This window comes from Polynucleobacter paneuropaeus, assembly GCF_003261235.1.
Taxonomy (GTDB): domain Bacteria; phylum Pseudomonadota; class Gammaproteobacteria; order Burkholderiales; family Burkholderiaceae; genus Polynucleobacter; species Polynucleobacter paneuropaeus.
This window is the reverse complement of the sequence record NZ_CP030085.1, coordinates 1,578,923-1,594,001: the sequence shown is the minus strand read 5'-3', so window position 1 is coordinate 1,594,001 and position 15,079 is coordinate 1,578,923. Positions and strand designations below refer to the sequence as shown.

Sequence of the window (15,079 nt, the reverse complement as noted above, 5' to 3'; positions counted from 1 at the left end):
GTTGTCATGGAAGATATTCAATTTTGGATCAGCATCATTGCGACAATCGCTTTCGCAGTGACCGGAGTTTTGGCGATTGCTGATCGAGGCGTTGATCTTTTTGGAGTGCTAGTGCTGGGCGTGATCACTGCGATTGGCGGCGGGACTATTCGAGATATCATTCTCGGTGTCCCCAGTTTTTGGTCACAAGCACCACTTTATGTGTGGCTTGCCTTGGCCGCTAGCATGGCCACCTTTATCGCTGAATCATTTTTTACTCAACCCCAAATTTACCGCTCCATGCTTTACTTAGATGGTTTAGGCGCAGCCTTATTTGGGATCCAGGGGGCATTCAAGGCATGGCAGCTAGATTTTGGTTTACCAGTTGCACCCGTCATTTTGGGAGTGGTCACCGCGATTGGCGGCGGCTTATTGCGCGATGTTTTAGCGGGTAGAAAAACCTTACTCATGTCGCATGAGTTGTATGCAATCCCAGTTACCTTGGGTTGCTGTCTTTATATTTTGGCGCTCAACTTTTTGCCGGAATACCGTCTCGAATCCGCAGTGCTGTGCATGCTCGCCATCTTTGGCTTGCGTGCAGCAGCAATTCACTGGAATTTGAGTGTGCCTAAAGCTTTCATCACTAAAACGCGCTAACTGCTCCATCGCTGCGGGGATCCCAGCCGCCTCTGAGAGTGCCAGAGGCTTCACGGATGATGCATCCGGCATGTCCTACGGTTTCATCAAAGGCATCGAGCATCTCAATTTCATGACCCATTGCGTGAAGTTCTTTTGCGACCCATGGACTAAAGCGGGATTCGAGTTTGAGGCTATCGCTGGTTTGCCCCCAGGTTCGCCCCAGTAACCAGCGAGGACGGCTGATAGCATCTTGTGGGTCAAGACCGTATGTCGCAGTGCGAGTAAAGACTGCACATTGTGTTTGGGGTTGTCCATCGCCGCCCATCGTTCCGTACACCATCGTCTTGCCATCTTTAAATAAAGCTAATGCTGGATTCAGTGTATGGAATGGCTTGCGATAGGGCTCAAGATGATTGAGTGTTTTGGGGTCTAGAGAAAAACTGCAACCACGGTTCTGCCAATTGACGCCTGAACTTGGCAATACAATGCCGGCACCGAACTCGTGATAAATACTTTGAATGAAGGAAACACTATTACCCTGTTTATCAACAACACCCATCCAAATGGTATCGGCAGGACCTTTACCTTGGCCCCAAGGTAAAGCTTTTTCAGAGTCAATATTTTTCGCTAGCTTCTTTAGAAAAGCAGGGGTTAAAAAAGATTGCGCATGTTTTTTCATATACGCAGGATCAGTGACAAATTGATCGCGCACTTTAAAGGCTTGCTTAGTGGCTTCAACACAGTGGTGTACATATTCAGCGCTATCAACTTTGAAGCGCTTCAGGTTCAGTTGATCCAAGATACCTAAAATCATTAAAGAGACTACACCTTGGGTTGGGGGGGTCATGTTGTAAACATGACCCAAGCTATGTTTTAGTTCTAGAGGATCAATGAGCTTAGCTTGGTGACGATGCAAATCATTTAGACGCAGTGGGCTTCCTAATTCCGCAAGTTCTTTCGCGAGTAATTCAGCCAGATCACCGCGGTAATAATCTTCCGTTCCCTTTCTAGCAATTTGTCGCAAGGTTTTTGCCAAACGCTCTTGTTTAAAGATGCTACCGACTGCAGGGGCGCGGCCATTAACGAGAAAAGTTTCTGCAAAACCAGGAATGGGATTCAGCTCTTCCCGTTTCTTGGCAGTCAGACTGGATTGACTGAAAGTCACTGGCACGCCAGCTTCTGCATAATGAATTGCGTCTGCTAATAATCGTGAGAGTGGGATCTTGCCTCTCAACGCTTGCTGAGAAAGTTGTTGTGCAGCCCCCCAGCCTGAAATCGTTCCTGCAACGGTATTTGCAGCTACTGCACCCCTGAAAGGGATTGACTTAGTGATGCCTCGTTCTGCGTACCATTTTTTACTAGCTAAGCCTGCAGCAGCGCCGCAAGCATCAATGCCGCCCATCGCTTTGCCGGGAGAGTGAATGACCCAAAAAGAGTCACCGCCAATCGAGTTCATATGGGGGTAGACCACGGCAATGGTTGCAGCAGCAGCAATCATTGCCTCCAGTGCGTTACCACCTTCTCGCAGAACAGCCACTGCTGATTCTGATGCTAGGGAATGCGGTGCAACCGCCATCCCCTGAATACCCCATTTTTGTTGCATATATCGTCTTAGCCTTATTGAATACTCGATTGTAGATCGCGGGAAAACCCCAATCCGTTTTGATGAGGAATTACCCTAAGTAATGGATTTATCTCAAATTTTTCACAGCATAATTGCTTCGTTGTTTAATTCCATAAAAATATTTAGGAGCTACTGATGTCAACATCAATCAAAGCAGCCCCAATGACTGCCGCAGAACGCAAAGTGATTTTTGCTTCTTCACTCGGAACAGTCTTTGAGTGGTACGACTTTTATCTATACGGTTCATTGGCTGCAGTTATCGCCAAGCAATTCTTCTCAGGCTTAGATGCAGGCTCTGCTTTCATTTTCGCCTTATTGGCTTTTGCTGCCGGCTTTATTGTTCGCCCTTTTGGTGCCTTGGTATTCGGTCGCTTAGGTGATTTGATCGGTCGCAAGTACACCTTCTTGGTGACTATTGTGATTATGGGTGGATCCACTTTTGTGGTCGGTATTTTGCCGAACTATGCAACGATTGGCGTAGCTGCTCCAGTGCTTCTGATTGCCCTGCGTTTATTGCAAGGTTTGGCATTGGGTGGTGAGTATGGCGGCGCTGCAACTTATGTAGCTGAGCATGCTCCAAATGGTAAGCGCGGTGCATATACTGCCTGGATTCAGACCACAGCAACAATGGGTCTTTTCCTTTCCTTATTAGTGATTTTGTTCACTCGTGAATTTACCGGGCCTGATTTTGAAGTTTGGGGCTGGCGCGTTCCTTTCATCGTCTCGATTGCACTCTTAGGTGTTTCAGTTTGGATTCGTATGTCAATGAACGAATCCCCTGCATTTAAGAAGATGAAGGAAGACGGTAAGCTATCTAAGTCACCTTTGGGCGAATCTTTCGGCCAGTGGAAGAACTTGAAGATTGTGATCTTGGCTCTCTTTGGTTTGGTAGCTGGACAGGCTGTAGTTTGGTACACCGGTCAGTTCTACGCTTTGTTCTACCTCACTCAAGTGTTGAAAGTGGATGCTAAGACCGCTAACCTCCTGATCGCTGCTTCCTTATTGGTTGCGACACCATTCTTCGTTGTATTTGGTAGCTTGTCCGACAGAATTGGCCGCAAAGTCATCATCATGGGCGGTTTATTGTTGGCTGTGATTACTTACATTCCAAATACACCAGTCTCTGTGTTTAATGGCTTAACCCACTTTGCTAATCCAGCCTTGGAAAATGCAATGGCTACATCGCCAGCAACGATTACTGCCGATCTGTCTGAATGTACTTTCCAGTTCAACCCAACTGGAACAGCTAAGTTCACCAGCTCTTGCGATATTGCTAAACAAGTGATGGCTTCTAACTCAGCAAGCTATACCACCATTGCTGGCCCAGCTGGTAGCGTTGCTAAAGTGAAGATTGGTGAAACCGAGATTGAAGGCTATTCAGCAAAAGGTCTCGATCCTGCTGAAGCAAAAGCAAAAGATACTGCGTTTAAGAAAGCCATTCGTGACGGCTTGACAGCTGCTGGCTACCCAGTCAAAGCTGATCCAGCTGCCATCAATTACTTTGCAGTCTTCTTGCTCTTAACTTTCCTGGTCTTGTTGGTAACGATGGTTTACGGTCCAATCGCTGCGATGTTGGTAGAGATGTTCCCAACCCGTATTCGTTATACCTCAATGTCCTTGCCGTACCATATCGGTAACGGTTGGTTTGGCGGCTTATTGCCAACTATCTCCTTTGCCTTGGTAGCGCAGAACGGTAATATTTACTATGGCCTCTGGTATCCAATCATCATTGCTGCAATGACCCTGGTTATCGGTACCTTATTCGTTCGTGAAACCAAAGATGTGGATATTTACGCACGTGACTAAGTAGTTGAATAAAGAGTTACTGAGCTTTAATAAGAACCCGACCTCATGGTCGGGTTTTTTATTCCCACAAATCGGCTTGTTTACTGCGCTTGAGTAATCCCGCATTTTGGTCGGCGATAGACGTTTGACGACTACCGGGTATAAGTTCAATGCTAGATCCAGCAGCAAGTGATCCGACTCGATTAACTCTGAGATACCAGCCGCAAAATCCGGATTGGATCATGGCTTTAACAGCGCCTTTGTAACCCATTTTGGCGTTGAACTTAAAGCAGGGCTCACGCAGTTTGACTACGGTGAACTCAAGATCGCCAATGATGAGAATGTCACCGACATACACATTAGTCTCGAGCAAGCCTTCGATAGTGAAGTTTTCTCCAAGGGATCCTGGCGCCAAATTGACGGGCTGTTTTGTTTCTCGGGTGAGGAGTTCATTCCAAAAAGCGTAATGTTCAGCAGGGTAGGCATAGATGGCCATATCAATCCCGCCGTGCACTGCAAGGTCAGCTTGCTCGTCGCCCTGAACACCTAGCCCTGTAATTTCTACTGACAGAGGATTATCCAGATTGCTAATCGATTGCTTATGAATGGCAGACATCACTTTGGATGGCTCGTTAGCATTTTGAGTAAATAGTCGACCTACTTTTCCAATAGAGATGGACAGGAGTTTTCCGGAGCGGGCATGAGTCATATTGAGCTTACCTTCAGATGGGCTTTAAAATAGGAGCTATGAGTTACTTTTATGAATACGTGCTGCCATTGCTTTACCGCGTCAGCATCTACTTTGCTAATTCGCTTCTAGACGATCCAGCAATGCTGGCTTTTGCCTTTTGTTAAGGATCTATAAAGATACCCCAATTTGATGGCTTCTGCTAATGGCTTATCCCAATAGGGGTAGTCATAAAGTGTGGTTAGTATTGATTTGTTAACTCACCCATTTATTCAGCAAGGTATTTAAATGATTAAGAAAATATTCACCATAGCGCTAGCAGGAACTTTTGCACTAGGCCCGTTGGCAGGTAATGCCTGCACCAGTTTTTTATTAAAGGGTAATGATGGTGGTTTTGTGTATGGCCGTACGATGGAATTCGGCTTACCTCTCAAATCCCAGCTCACAGTGATTCCTCGGAATTTTCAAGCGCAAGGTGTTGGCGTAGACAGCAAACCCGGCACTGGCTTGAACTGGACCACTAAGTATGCTGCTGTAGGTATGAATGGCTTAGGCTTGCCAGTCCTGGTTGATGGCATGAATGAAAAAGGTTTGGTAGGGGGGTTACTCAATGCGCCCAATACTGCCGAGTATCAAAAGGTAAGCCCTGCAGATTCTGCTAATAGCATCGCCTCTGTGCAAATACTGATGTATGCCTTAACCAATTTTGCGACTGTAGGCGAAGTGAAGCTTGGCTTTGAGAAGATCAAGGTGAACCGCTCGATCATTCCCGCATTTCATAATCAATCAGCGCCCGTACGCATGACCTTGCATGATGCGACAGGTAAAAGTATTGTGATTGAGTACCTTAAGGGCGAGTTAGTGATTACGGATAATCCAGTGACCGTGATGACCAATGATCCCGCTTTCAGAGATCAGCTCAATAATATTGGCAGCTACGCCAACTTAACGCCTGTTGAAAAAGATCCGATGGTGATTAATGGGGCGACATATGTTCCCCCTAGTTCAGGTAGCGGTTTGCATGGCTTACCCGGTGATTACCTGAGTCCAAGCCGCTTTATTCGTGCACTCTTTCTATCAAAGTCTGCACCAACGAATGTGAGCACTGACCAGCAAACCCATACTGCTTGGCATATCTTGGGAAGCTTTGATATTCCACCTGGTGCGATTAGTTTGCCAGCATCCAATGCTTACGGCGGTGGCGCTGGTGGAATTGAGATTACCGAGTGGACTGTTGTAGCTGATAATAAAAACATGATGTACTACGTCAAAATGTTTGAGACTACAAACGTGCAGTCATTTGATATGAAGAAAATAGATTTCAATGCTAAAGATGTGAAGTATTACGATCTGAATAAACCTCAGCGCTATATCTCAATTAATTAAAACGCATGGTCCAGATGTATTCCTATGAACCCAAGAATGGACATGGCTTACCCCATGATCCATTTGGTGCGATTGTTGGGCCCAGACCGATCGGATGGATTTCAACGCAAAGTAAGGCGGGTATAGCCAATCTTGCCCCTTATAGTTTCTTTAATGCGTTTAACTATGTCCCACCCATCATTGGTTTTTCTAGCGTGGGTTACAAAGATACCGTCAGAAACATTGAAGAGACGGGTGAGTTTGTTTGGAATTTAGTTACTCAAGATTTGGCTGAGGTGATGAACCAATCTTCCGCTGCTTACCCCCCTGAAACAAGTGAGTTTGATGCTGTCAATCTTGAGAAGGCTTCATCCAAATTAGTAACTCCTCCAAGAGTAGCAAAGGCTAAAGTTGCATTTGAATGCAAATGTACCGAGATCATTCAACTTAAAGGGGTCTCCGGAGAAAAGGTGGAGACTTGGTTGGTTTTAGGTGAGGTAGTCAAGATTCATATCGATCAGTCTTTATTAAAAGATGGTATCTACGACACTGCTAAAGCAGGCCATATCCTCAGAGCCGGCGGCCGGGGTGATTACTTCACAATTGGGCAAGAACAGCTCTTTGAGTTATTGAGACCTCGCTAAGAGTTCTTTTTGACCTTATAATCACACCTTCGGCGAATTAGCTCAGCTGGTTAGAGCGACGGAATCATAATCCGCAGGTCCGGGGTTCAAATCCCTGATTCGCCACCAAATTGAAGGCCATTGCGTTTCGCAGTGGCCTTTTTCATATCTAGGGTTTAATGAATAATGGCTAAAGTTTGGAACTTTATTTTCTTTCAGATGGGTTGGTTTGCTTGCGTCTTGGGCGCCGCAAATGGACAAGCATTCTGGGCAGTTCTGGGGACGCTCCTCTATGTCTTATTCCATGTATGGCAATCCGAGGATAAAAGGGCAGAGGGTATTCTATTATTCAAGGCCCTTATATACGGAGTAAGTGCTGACTCACTTATTATGAATATGGGCTTTTTAGGCTTTAATGATGTCTGGCCTAGCCAATACTTGTCACCCGCCTGGATGTGGGCCCTTTGGGTACTGGTGGCCAGCACGATTAACGGATCTTTATATTGGCTAAAGGGAAAACCCATTTTGGGAATGGTCTTGGGCGCTATCGCTGGACCCTTGTCGTATGAGGCGGGAATGAAGCTAGGGGCTGGAAATTGGGGTATGGGAAGTAAATGGCCAGGTATTGTGCTGATTGCTGTGGTTTGGGCTATTGCGATCCCCCTCTTTTTCTATTGGAATAAAACAACAAGCGACAGGGCCTTAGAGAAAAATCTGTAAATTCCTTGGGGTGAGGGCTTGCAAGAACTACTGTTTTTATATACAGTAACTTCTAAGTTGTTAAGTAGCCAGTAAATCTACGGGAAATAGCCCTAAACATAGCGAAAAAGGAATCGAAATGGCCTTGGATGATAAGAAAAAATCAGCCTCTTCAGAGTTTGAAGGGATGAGCGGAGACAAGCAAAAGGCGCTATCAGCAGCCTTAGCGCAAATTGAAAAGCAGTTCGGCAAAGGCTCCATCATGCGATTGGGCGATGCTGAAATTAGCCAAGATATTCAGGTGGTATCTAGCGGTTCACTGGGCCTAGACATTGCGCTCGGAGTTGGTGGTCTAGCACGCGGCCGTGTCATTGAGATCTACGGTCCAGAATCCTCCGGCAAAACAACTTTGACCTTGCATGCGATTGCAGAAATGCAAAAGTTGGGTGGAACCTGCGCCTTCATCGATGCGGAGCATGCGCTTGATGTGCAATACGCATCACGTTTAGGTGTTGACGTAAACAATCTCTTGATCTCGCAGCCTGATACTGGTGAACAAGCGTTAGAAATCGCTGACGCATTGGTACGCTCAGGTTCAATTGATCTCATCGTCATTGACTCTGTTGCGGCCCTAGTACCAAGAGCAGAGATTGAAGGCGATATGGGCGATTCCTTGCCAGGTTTACAAGCGCGTTTGATGAGTCAAGCATTACGCAAATTAACAGGCGCTATTAAGCGTACTAATACAACAGTCATTTTCATTAACCAAATTCGTATGAAGATTGGTGTTATGTTTGGTTCCCCAGAAACTACTACTGGCGGTAACGCACTGAAGTTCTATGCATCGATGCGTTTAGATATTCGCCGTATCGGCAGCATCAAAAAGGGCGACGAAGTTGTTGGTAACGAAACCCGCGTCAAGGTGGTTAAGAATAAGGTTTCACCCCCATTCCGCGAAGCTATTTTCGACATCATGTATGGCGCTGGTATTTCTAGAGAAGGTGAGATTATCGACATGGGTGTAGAAGCAGATCTCGTTGAAAAATCTGGATCCTGGTATAGCTACAACGGTGAGCGCATTGGTCAAGGCAAAGACAATGTCCGCGATTTCTTGAAAGAGAATCCAGAAATTGCTAAAGACATTGAAGGCAAAATACGTGAGAAGTTAGGTGTCAAAGCCGGTACAGCAGTGGTAGCAGATGTGATAGGCGAAGAAGAGGAAGTCGAATAATTCGATGTCTGAATTAAGTAGTAAAGCCAAACAAGGCCCGAGTCTAAAAGCTCGGGCTTTGCGCCTTTTATCTTCTAGAGAATATAGTCGTAAGGGCTTGGCCAGTAAGCTGGAAGAGTCGATGGCCCGATCGATGAAAAAAGATCCATTGGCAAATGATGCTGAGCCCAAACTGGACGTAACTGAAATATCTAAACAGATAGAGGCGGTTCTCGATGATTTTGAGGCATGCGGTTGGCTCTCTGATGAGCGCTTTGCTGAAGCCCTAGTGAGGCGTCGTAGCGAGCGCTATGGGGCCCGCAAAATTCAAGATGAACTCCTCAAAGCAGGAGTAGACGGTGTAAAAACTGCAGGCCTATTACAGGGCTTAAGGGAAACTGAGCGAGAGCGGGCCCAAGAGCTCTGGCAGAGAAAGTTTGGAGTTCTGGCTCATGATCAAAAAGAGCGTGCTAGGCAGTATCGCTTTCTGGCTTCCAAGGGCTTTAGTGCTGACGTTGTAAGTAAGATTGTTGGCGGCCGACCCCAAGACTAGGGCAATTACGGATAGATTAGAGTCAGTTGCGGCGTTGCAGCATGATAGACTTGAGAGGTCGATAAAACCTGACAGATTTATTCAATTTGCTTGTCATAAGCATGGGTGAAAATCTCTGACTAGAGGGTGAAGTTGGCCTTACTAATCCATACCACTTGCATCAAAAGATACCGCTTCCGGAGTCATTATGAAAATTCACGAGTACCAAGGCAAAGAACTTTTGCGCCAATTTAATGTGCCAGTACCTAATGGCATCCCTGCATTTAGTGTTGATGAGGCTATGGCAGCAGCTCAAAAATTGGGTGGACCAGTTTGGGTAGTGAAGGCTCAAATTCATGCGGGTGGTCGTGGCAAGGGTGGTGGCGTCAAGCTAGCCAAGAGCATGGATGAAGTGAAAAAATACAGCTCAGAGATTTTGGGCATGCAATTAAAGACACATCAAACTGGCCCAGAGGGTCAGAAGGTAAATCGTCTCTTGATTGAAGATGGTGCAGATATTAAGAAAGAGTATTACTTCAGCATCGTGACTGACCGTGGCACACAAAAGAATGTGATCATGGCATCGAGCGAAGGCGGCATGGATATTGAAGAGGTTGCTGCAACCCATCCTGAAAAAATTATTAAGGTATTTGTTGATCCATTGGTTGGCTTAACTGATGCTCAGTGCGACACGGTAGCTAAGGGAATTGGTATTCCTGATGCCTCGGTTCCGATGGCGCGTGATGTCTTTAAGAATCTCTACAAAACTTACTGGGATACCGACGCCTCCTTGGTGGAAATCAATCCATTGATTTTGGAAGGCAACGGCAAGATTAAAGCTTTGGATGCTAAATTCAACTTCGATCCTAATGCCTTATATCGTCATCCAGAAATCGTTGCATACCGCGATATCGATGAGGAAGATGCTGCTGAGATTGAGGCTTCAAAGTTTGACCTAGCCTACATTTCTTTGGATGGCAACATTGGCTGCTTAGTTAATGGCGCTGGTCTGGCAATGGCAACTATGGATACGATTAAGTTATTCGGAGGCGAGCCTGCTAACTTCTTGGATGTTGGCGGTGGTGCTACGGCCGAGAAAGTAACCGAAGCTTTTAAGATCATGTTGAAGAACAAACATGTTCAAGCAATCTTGGTCAATATTTTCGGTGGCATTATGCGCTGTGACGTGATTGCTGAGGGCGTAGTAACAGCCTGTAAGGCAGTTAACCTGACAGTACCTTTAGTAGTGCGCATGAAGGGTACTAATGAAGATTTGGGCAAGAAGATTCTGGCTGACTCAGGTTTGCCAATCATCAGCGCTGACTCTATGGCTGAAGCTGCAACTAAAGTTGTTGCCGCTGTGGCTAAAAACAAATAATCAGGGAATTCTGAAATGTCTATATTAGTTAATAAAAATACTAAAGTTATTACACAAGGAATTACTGGCAAGACCGGTCAATTTCATACAGAAAAATGTCAGGAATACGCTAACGGTAAAAACTGTTTTGTAGCTGGTGTAAATCCTAAAAAAGCAGGCGAGTCGATTTTCAATATTCCGATTTTTGGAACAGTCAAAGAAGCGGCTCAGCAAACAGGCGCTACGACCTCTGTCATTTATGTACCTCCCCCAGGTGCAGCAGCAGCGATTTGGGAGGCGGTTGAGGCAGACCTCGATTTTGTGATCTGTATTACTGAAGGTATTCCGGTTAGGGATATGTTGGAAGTTCGCAATAAGATGAAGGCTAAAGAGGCGGCTGGCGGTAAGAAGACCTTATTACTTGGACCTAACTGCCCTGGCATCATCACTCCCGATGAAATCAAGATCGGCATCATGCCAGGACACATTCATAAAAAAGGCCGTATTGGTGTTGTAAGTCGCTCTGGAACCTTGACCTATGAAGCAGTGGGTCAGCTCACAGCGATTGGCTTAGGTCAATCCACGGCGGTTGGTATTGGTGGCGATCCAATCAATGGCCTAAAACATATCGACATCATGAGAATGTTTAACGACGATCCAGATACTGATGCAGTGATTATGATTGGTGAGATTGGCGGGCCAGACGAAGCGGAAGCAGCGCGTTGGTGTAAAGATCATATGAAAAAGCCAGTTGTCGGCTTCATTGCTGGTGTAACAGCGCCTCCCGGAAAACGAATGGGCCACGCAGGTGCTTTGATTTCTGGTGGAGCCGATACGGCAGATGCCAAATTAGCAGTGATGGAAGAGTGCGGCTTTAAGGTTACTAAGAATCCATCTGAGATGGCAGCTTTATTAAAAGCAATGCTGTAGTGCGTAAATAAAAATAATGTAGGAGGCACTATGGACTTTGTATTTTTATCAGAAGCGCCTTTCTGGACGGCTCTACTTTCTATTGTTGTGGCAAATATTCTGCTATCTGGGGATAACGCAGTAGTGATTGCAATGGCTTCTCGCAATCTTGCCCATAATCAACAAAAGCGGGCGATCTTCTGGGGGAGTGCCGCAGCAATTATTTTGCGCGTGATTCTCACTATCACAGCTGTCCAGTTATTGGCACTTCCATATTTAAAAATCATTGGCGCAGTGCTGTTGGTCTATATCGGTGTTCAGCTTTTGGCTGATAGCGGTGAGGAAGACGAGCTACATGGGCATTCAAATATTTGGGCTGCAATTCGGACAATCTTAGTTGCTGATTTAGTGATGAGCTTGGATAACGTGATTGCTGTAGCGGCTGCTGCCCAAAAAGGCCCCGAAGAAACTCGCCTCATTTTGTTGATAGTCGGATTAGGACTTTCAATTCCTTTGATCATTTTTGGTAGTACTTTGTTACTTAAAGTCATGGATCGTTTTCCGATCATCATTACTGTTGGTGCTGGCCTCTTAGGCTTGCTTGCTGGTGGAATGTTCGTTGAGGATCCCGCAATTAAAGACTCGCTACAAGCTGCAATAGCAGATGCCCATATGATTTTTGAGGGGATTGGTATCGCTATTGTGATCCTTCTTGGGAATTATCTTAAGAAGAAAGAGGCGAGTAAGAACACGGCTTAGTGACCTTCATCTAGCGCTCATCATTTTCAGAAAAGCCAGCCCTAAATGCTGGCTTTTCTGACTTTAGCAAGGATGGTAATTTCTCAGCGTAGAGTAGAAGATCTTGCTTTTCACCCCAGGAGTGTTTGATATGCAAAAAATAGTTCCATTAGAAGAGCAATTAGATCAAGAGCAAGAAAAAGGATTTACCTTAATTGAAGTGATGGTGGTTGTTGCCATCATCGGTATCTTAGTTGCGATAGCAGTCCCGCAGTATCAAGACTATATTGCGCGTAGTCGCGTCGTTGAGGGTATGAATTTAGCCTCGAGTGCGAAACTGGCGGTGACAGAAGCTTTTGCAAGTCGCGGTACTGTCTCGATGGATGAGGCAACGCAGGGTTCATTCTCATTTAACCCAACTAGAAGCGTTAAAGAGATTGAAATCACTCGCTCTGGTGCGATTGCCATTGACTACCAAGTCAGCGTGGCTCCTGATGGGAAAAATACTTTGCACTTAGTGCCAACCAATGATCCTGATACAAACATACCCAAGCCCGTTGATTTATCTAAGCCTGAAGGGGCAACATGGGCTGGTGGCTGGACCTGCAGATCGACCGAGACGAATCTATTACCTCAGTTATTACCTTCCGAGTGCAGAACTACTAAATAAGTCGTGAGGTCGCTAGATGCGACCTCAATTTACTTATTGGCTTCCCATGTACCAGACTTGCCACCACGCTTCTCAAGTAACTTGATATCACCCATCACCATGCCTCTATCAACGGCTTTGACCATGTCATAAATTGTGAGGAGGGCGACTTGGACTGCGGTAAGAGCTTCCATTTCTACTCCAGTGGGCCCAGTGGTTTCTGTTCTGACTGTACAGCAGATGCTATTTGCATTTAAGTCTGTGTCAAATTCAAGGCTCACATGTGTTAAAGCCAGGGGGTGACAAAGCGGGATCAGGTCTGAGGTTTTTTTAGATGCTTGTATACCTGCAATTCTGGCGATTCCTAAAACATCCCCTTTCTTATGACTGCCGGCAAGGATCATTTCTAGGGTTTGCGCTTGCATTGAGATTTGGCCAGATGCAATAGCAATACGATGGGTATTGGTCTTATTACCAATATTCACCATATGGGCTTGGCCACTCTCATCAAAATGGGTAAGTTTGTTCATAGAATAGTTTTACCATATAGGAATGGATGATATAAAAATTTCGCATTTCGCATCCCGTGCTCGACGGTATTTGAGCTATTTTCTAGTCATGATCATGACGATGTCGAGTAATGCGCAATTGGCGTGGTCGGCCAGCTCTGCCTCTACAGCGCCTTCTGGAGATGTTTCTGTAGAAGGTAATTCTGCGGCAATTCAGAACATTGGGCGCGCGATGCAATCGCCGGATGCCCGCTCAGCTAATTTACCAACCCGTTCAGTAGCGCCAACCCAGCCAAATATTATTCTTCCAGACATGGGCGACCCGGGTGGAGATGCGTTAAGTCGGGTTGATGAACGTAAGTATGGCGAAATGATCATGCGAGAAATTCGACCTGATCCAGATTATTCTAATGATTTACCGCTCTACGATTATTTGAATGAGATGGAAAGACGTCTGTTGCAGTCTGCTAAACGTTTGCAATTAGGTGGAGCCAATGAACAAGGTAGTGGCGCCTATCAATACGAAATCTTTGCTGTCAAAGATAGCTCTATTAATGCTTTTGCCTTACCAGGTGGATTCATTGGATTTCATACGGGCTTAATTGTGAGTGCCGAAAGTGATTCTGAAGTGGCCTCAGTGATGGGACACGAAACTGGCCACGTTCTACAGCGTCATATGGCTCGTCAGCTAGACAAGCAATCAACCAATACGATGATTGCGCTTGCAGGTATGGTATTAGGTGCTCTTGCAGCTTCACGAAACCCAAGTGCTGCTGCCGGATTGATGCAGGGGGGTCAAGCTATTGCTGTCAATAATCAACTATCGTATTCTCGCGACGCAGAGCGTGAGGCAGATCGGGTTGGCTTTCAGATTCTGAGCGGCAGTGGTTATGACGTTCATGGTGCGCCAGATTTCTTTCAGCGACTACAAAAGTCGACAGGCATCATGGATAGTGGTGTACCGGCCTATGTTCGAACCCACCCCCTAACAACAGAGCGAATTGCAGATATGCAAGATCGTGTTCGATCAATGCCAAACCGAACCGTCCCAACTGCTATTGAGTTTTACTTTATTAAAGCCCGCGCTCGACTAGAGCAGTCTGGAACCACCAGTGGACTTTATGATTTGAAAAATACTTTTGATAGTCTCAGTAAGCAGTCTCAGCCAGGAAAGCAAATGGAGGGGCTTTATGGTCTCGCCTTGATTGCGCAACGACAGGGCAAAACTGATCAGGCCGAGGCCTACCTTCAAGATGCTCGTAAAGTTGCCCATGCAGAAATTGCACCGAACTCTACTCTTCAAAGACAAAGTCTATCTTTAGACATTACTACTTCTGAGTTGGCGCTTGCAAAAGGAAAAAATGAAGAAGCGCTGCAGATTGCTCAGGCTACCTTAAAGGCATACCCCATGTCTTATGCTGCAGGCGCGGCAATCATCAATGCCGAGCTTAAAATGGGCCGGACCAATGAGGCAATTGCATGGTTGAAGGCAAGAACTAAAGCGCAGCCAAATGAAATTCTGTGGTGGGGGCTTTTGTCTCAAGCTTATGACCAAGCAAAAAATGATCCAATGCGTCATTATGCTTTGGGAGAAAAATATGCCTTGGAGGGATCTTGGAATGCGGCGATTGAACAACTCAAAATTGCTCGATCGCTAGGTGGCTCCGATTTCTACCAAGCGTCTACGATTGATGCACGCTTAAGAGATATGCAAAGACGCTTTCAGGAAGAGCAAAAAGATCTAGGTAGAACTTCTAATAAAAGCTAATAGAG

General features: G+C 45.8%; 15 protein-coding genes and 1 tRNA gene. 13 read left to right on the top strand and 3 right to left on the bottom strand.

Features of this window, described 5'->3' with window-relative positions:
- Nucleotides 1–6: 6 nt before the first annotated feature.
- Nucleotides 7–636: a trimeric intracellular cation channel family protein gene (locus tag Pas1_RS08225; RefSeq protein ID WP_112208540.1), complete on the top strand. Its 630-nt coding sequence runs from the start codon at nt 7–9 to the stop codon at nt 634–636.
- On the opposite strand, the gene ggt is transcribed toward Pas1_RS08225, so the two are convergent.
- Nucleotides 623–2,221, bottom strand: a complete 1,599-nt coding sequence (gene ggt, locus Pas1_RS08220) for a gamma-glutamyltransferase (RefSeq protein ID WP_112294996.1) — start codon at nt 2,219–2,221, stop codon at nt 623–625. The two genes, Pas1_RS08225 and ggt, sit on opposite strands and share 14 nt — an antisense overlap.
- Nucleotides 2,222–2,377: 156 nt before the next feature.
- Between ggt and Pas1_RS08215 the strand changes: the two genes are divergently transcribed.
- Nucleotides 2,378–4,048, top strand: a complete 1,671-nt coding sequence (locus tag Pas1_RS08215) for an MFS transporter (protein WP_112294995.1) — start codon at nt 2,378–2,380, stop codon at nt 4,046–4,048.
- 58 nt (nt 4,049–4,106) lie between these two features.
- On the opposite strand, the gene Pas1_RS08210 is transcribed toward Pas1_RS08215, so the two are convergent.
- Nucleotides 4,107–4,736, bottom strand: coding sequence for an MOSC domain-containing protein (locus Pas1_RS08210; RefSeq protein ID WP_112205320.1), 630 nt, complete (start codon nt 4,734–4,736; stop codon nt 4,107–4,109).
- A 267-nt stretch (nt 4,737–5,003) separates the two neighbouring features.
- On the opposite strand from Pas1_RS08210, the gene Pas1_RS08205 reads away from it, so the two are divergent.
- The 10 genes from Pas1_RS08205 (at nt 5,004) to Pas1_RS08160 (ending at nt 12,818) form a co-directional block, all read left to right on the top strand.
- A complete protein-coding gene (locus Pas1_RS08205) occupies nt 5,004–6,101 on the top strand; it encodes a linear amide C-N hydrolase (RefSeq protein ID WP_112294994.1) in 1,098 nt (365 codons plus the stop codon).
- 5 nt (nt 6,102–6,106) lie between these two features.
- Nucleotides 6,107–6,724 carry a flavin reductase family protein gene (locus tag Pas1_RS08200; protein ID WP_112294993.1) on the top strand — a complete coding sequence of 206 codons (618 nt, stop codon included), beginning with the start codon at nt 6,107–6,109 and terminating at the stop codon, nt 6,722–6,724.
- 31 nt (nt 6,725–6,755) lie between these two features.
- A tRNA-Met gene (locus tag Pas1_RS08195) sits at nt 6,756–6,832 on the top strand.
- A 57-nt stretch (nt 6,833–6,889) separates the two neighbouring features.
- Nucleotides 6,890–7,423, top strand: coding sequence for a DUF2878 domain-containing protein (locus tag Pas1_RS08190; protein ID WP_112294992.1), 534 nt, complete (start codon nt 6,890–6,892; stop codon nt 7,421–7,423).
- Between the two features lie 124 nt (nt 7,424–7,547).
- Nucleotides 7,548–8,633 (top strand): recombinase RecA, encoded by a 1,086-nt coding sequence (gene recA / locus Pas1_RS08185; protein WP_133256455.1) that lies wholly within the window; start codon nt 7,548–7,550, stop codon nt 8,631–8,633.
- 4 nt (nt 8,634–8,637) lie between these two features.
- The gene (recX, locus tag Pas1_RS08180) at nt 8,638–9,165 is read left to right on the top strand and encodes a recombination regulator RecX (protein ID WP_112294991.1); all 528 of its coding nucleotides are present in this window, start codon (nt 8,638–8,640) and stop codon (nt 9,163–9,165) included.
- Between the two features lie 187 nt (nt 9,166–9,352).
- A complete protein-coding gene (gene sucC, locus Pas1_RS08175) occupies nt 9,353–10,522 on the top strand; it encodes an ADP-forming succinate--CoA ligase subunit beta (RefSeq protein WP_112205255.1) in 1,170 nt (389 codons plus the stop codon).
- Nucleotides 10,523–10,537: 15 nt separating this feature from the next.
- Nucleotides 10,538–11,431 carry a succinate--CoA ligase subunit alpha gene (sucD, locus tag Pas1_RS08170; protein ID WP_112205253.1) on the top strand — a complete coding sequence of 298 codons (894 nt, stop codon included), beginning with the start codon at nt 10,538–10,540 and terminating at the stop codon, nt 11,429–11,431.
- A 30-nt stretch (nt 11,432–11,461) separates the two neighbouring features.
- On the top strand, nt 11,462–12,169 hold the full coding sequence (locus Pas1_RS08165; protein WP_112294990.1) for a TerC family protein: 708 nt from the start codon (nt 11,462–11,464) through the stop codon (nt 12,167–12,169).
- Between the two features lie 130 nt (nt 12,170–12,299).
- Nucleotides 12,300–12,818 carry a pilin gene (locus Pas1_RS08160; protein ID WP_112208528.1) on the top strand — a complete coding sequence of 173 codons (519 nt, stop codon included), beginning with the start codon at nt 12,300–12,302 and terminating at the stop codon, nt 12,816–12,818.
- Between the two features lie 29 nt (nt 12,819–12,847).
- Here Pas1_RS08160 and moaC read toward each other — a convergent pair whose 3' ends face one another.
- A complete protein-coding gene (gene moaC, locus Pas1_RS08155) occupies nt 12,848–13,327 on the bottom strand; it encodes a cyclic pyranopterin monophosphate synthase MoaC (protein ID WP_112294989.1) in 480 nt (159 codons plus the stop codon).
- An 88-nt stretch (nt 13,328–13,415) separates the two neighbouring features.
- Here moaC and Pas1_RS08150 point away from each other — a divergent pair, with 88 nt between their 5' ends.
- On the top strand, nt 13,416–15,074 hold the full coding sequence (locus tag Pas1_RS08150) for a M48 family metalloprotease (RefSeq protein WP_112294988.1): 1,659 nt from the start codon (nt 13,416–13,418) through the stop codon (nt 15,072–15,074).
- Nucleotides 15,075–15,079 lie beyond the last annotated feature (5 nt).

What these genes read in the sequence shown, in the direction of transcription:
- Pas1_RS08225 (WP_112208540.1), top strand. Translation starts at nt 7, where the DNA reads ATGGAAGATATTCAATTTTGGATCAGCATCATTGCGACAATCGCTTTC.
- ggt (WP_112294996.1), bottom strand. Translation starts at nt 2,221, where the DNA reads ATGCAACAAAAATGGGGTATTCAGGGGATGGCGGTTGCACCGCATTCC.
- Pas1_RS08215 (WP_112294995.1), top strand. Translation starts at nt 2,378, where the DNA reads ATGTCAACATCAATCAAAGCAGCCCCAATGACTGCCGCAGAACGCAAA.
- Pas1_RS08210 (WP_112205320.1), bottom strand. Translation starts at nt 4,736, where the DNA reads ATGACTCATGCCCGCTCCGGAAAACTCCTGTCCATCTCTATTGGAAAA.
- Pas1_RS08205 (WP_112294994.1), top strand. Translation starts at nt 5,004, where the DNA reads ATGATTAAGAAAATATTCACCATAGCGCTAGCAGGAACTTTTGCACTA.
- Pas1_RS08200 (WP_112294993.1), top strand. Translation starts at nt 6,107, where the DNA reads ATGGTCCAGATGTATTCCTATGAACCCAAGAATGGACATGGCTTACCC.
- Pas1_RS08190 (WP_112294992.1), top strand. Translation starts at nt 6,890, where the DNA reads ATGGCTAAAGTTTGGAACTTTATTTTCTTTCAGATGGGTTGGTTTGCT.
- recX (WP_112294991.1), top strand. Translation starts at nt 8,638, where the DNA reads ATGTCTGAATTAAGTAGTAAAGCCAAACAAGGCCCGAGTCTAAAAGCT.
- sucC (WP_112205255.1), top strand. Translation starts at nt 9,353, where the DNA reads ATGAAAATTCACGAGTACCAAGGCAAAGAACTTTTGCGCCAATTTAAT.
- sucD (WP_112205253.1), top strand. Translation starts at nt 10,538, where the DNA reads ATGTCTATATTAGTTAATAAAAATACTAAAGTTATTACACAAGGAATT.
- Pas1_RS08165 (WP_112294990.1), top strand. Translation starts at nt 11,462, where the DNA reads ATGGACTTTGTATTTTTATCAGAAGCGCCTTTCTGGACGGCTCTACTT.
- Pas1_RS08160 (WP_112208528.1), top strand. Translation starts at nt 12,300, where the DNA reads ATGCAAAAAATAGTTCCATTAGAAGAGCAATTAGATCAAGAGCAAGAA.
- moaC (WP_112294989.1), bottom strand. Translation starts at nt 13,327, where the DNA reads ATGAACAAACTTACCCATTTTGATGAGAGTGGCCAAGCCCATATGGTG.
- Pas1_RS08150 (WP_112294988.1), top strand. Translation starts at nt 13,416, where the DNA reads ATGATCATGACGATGTCGAGTAATGCGCAATTGGCGTGGTCGGCCAGC.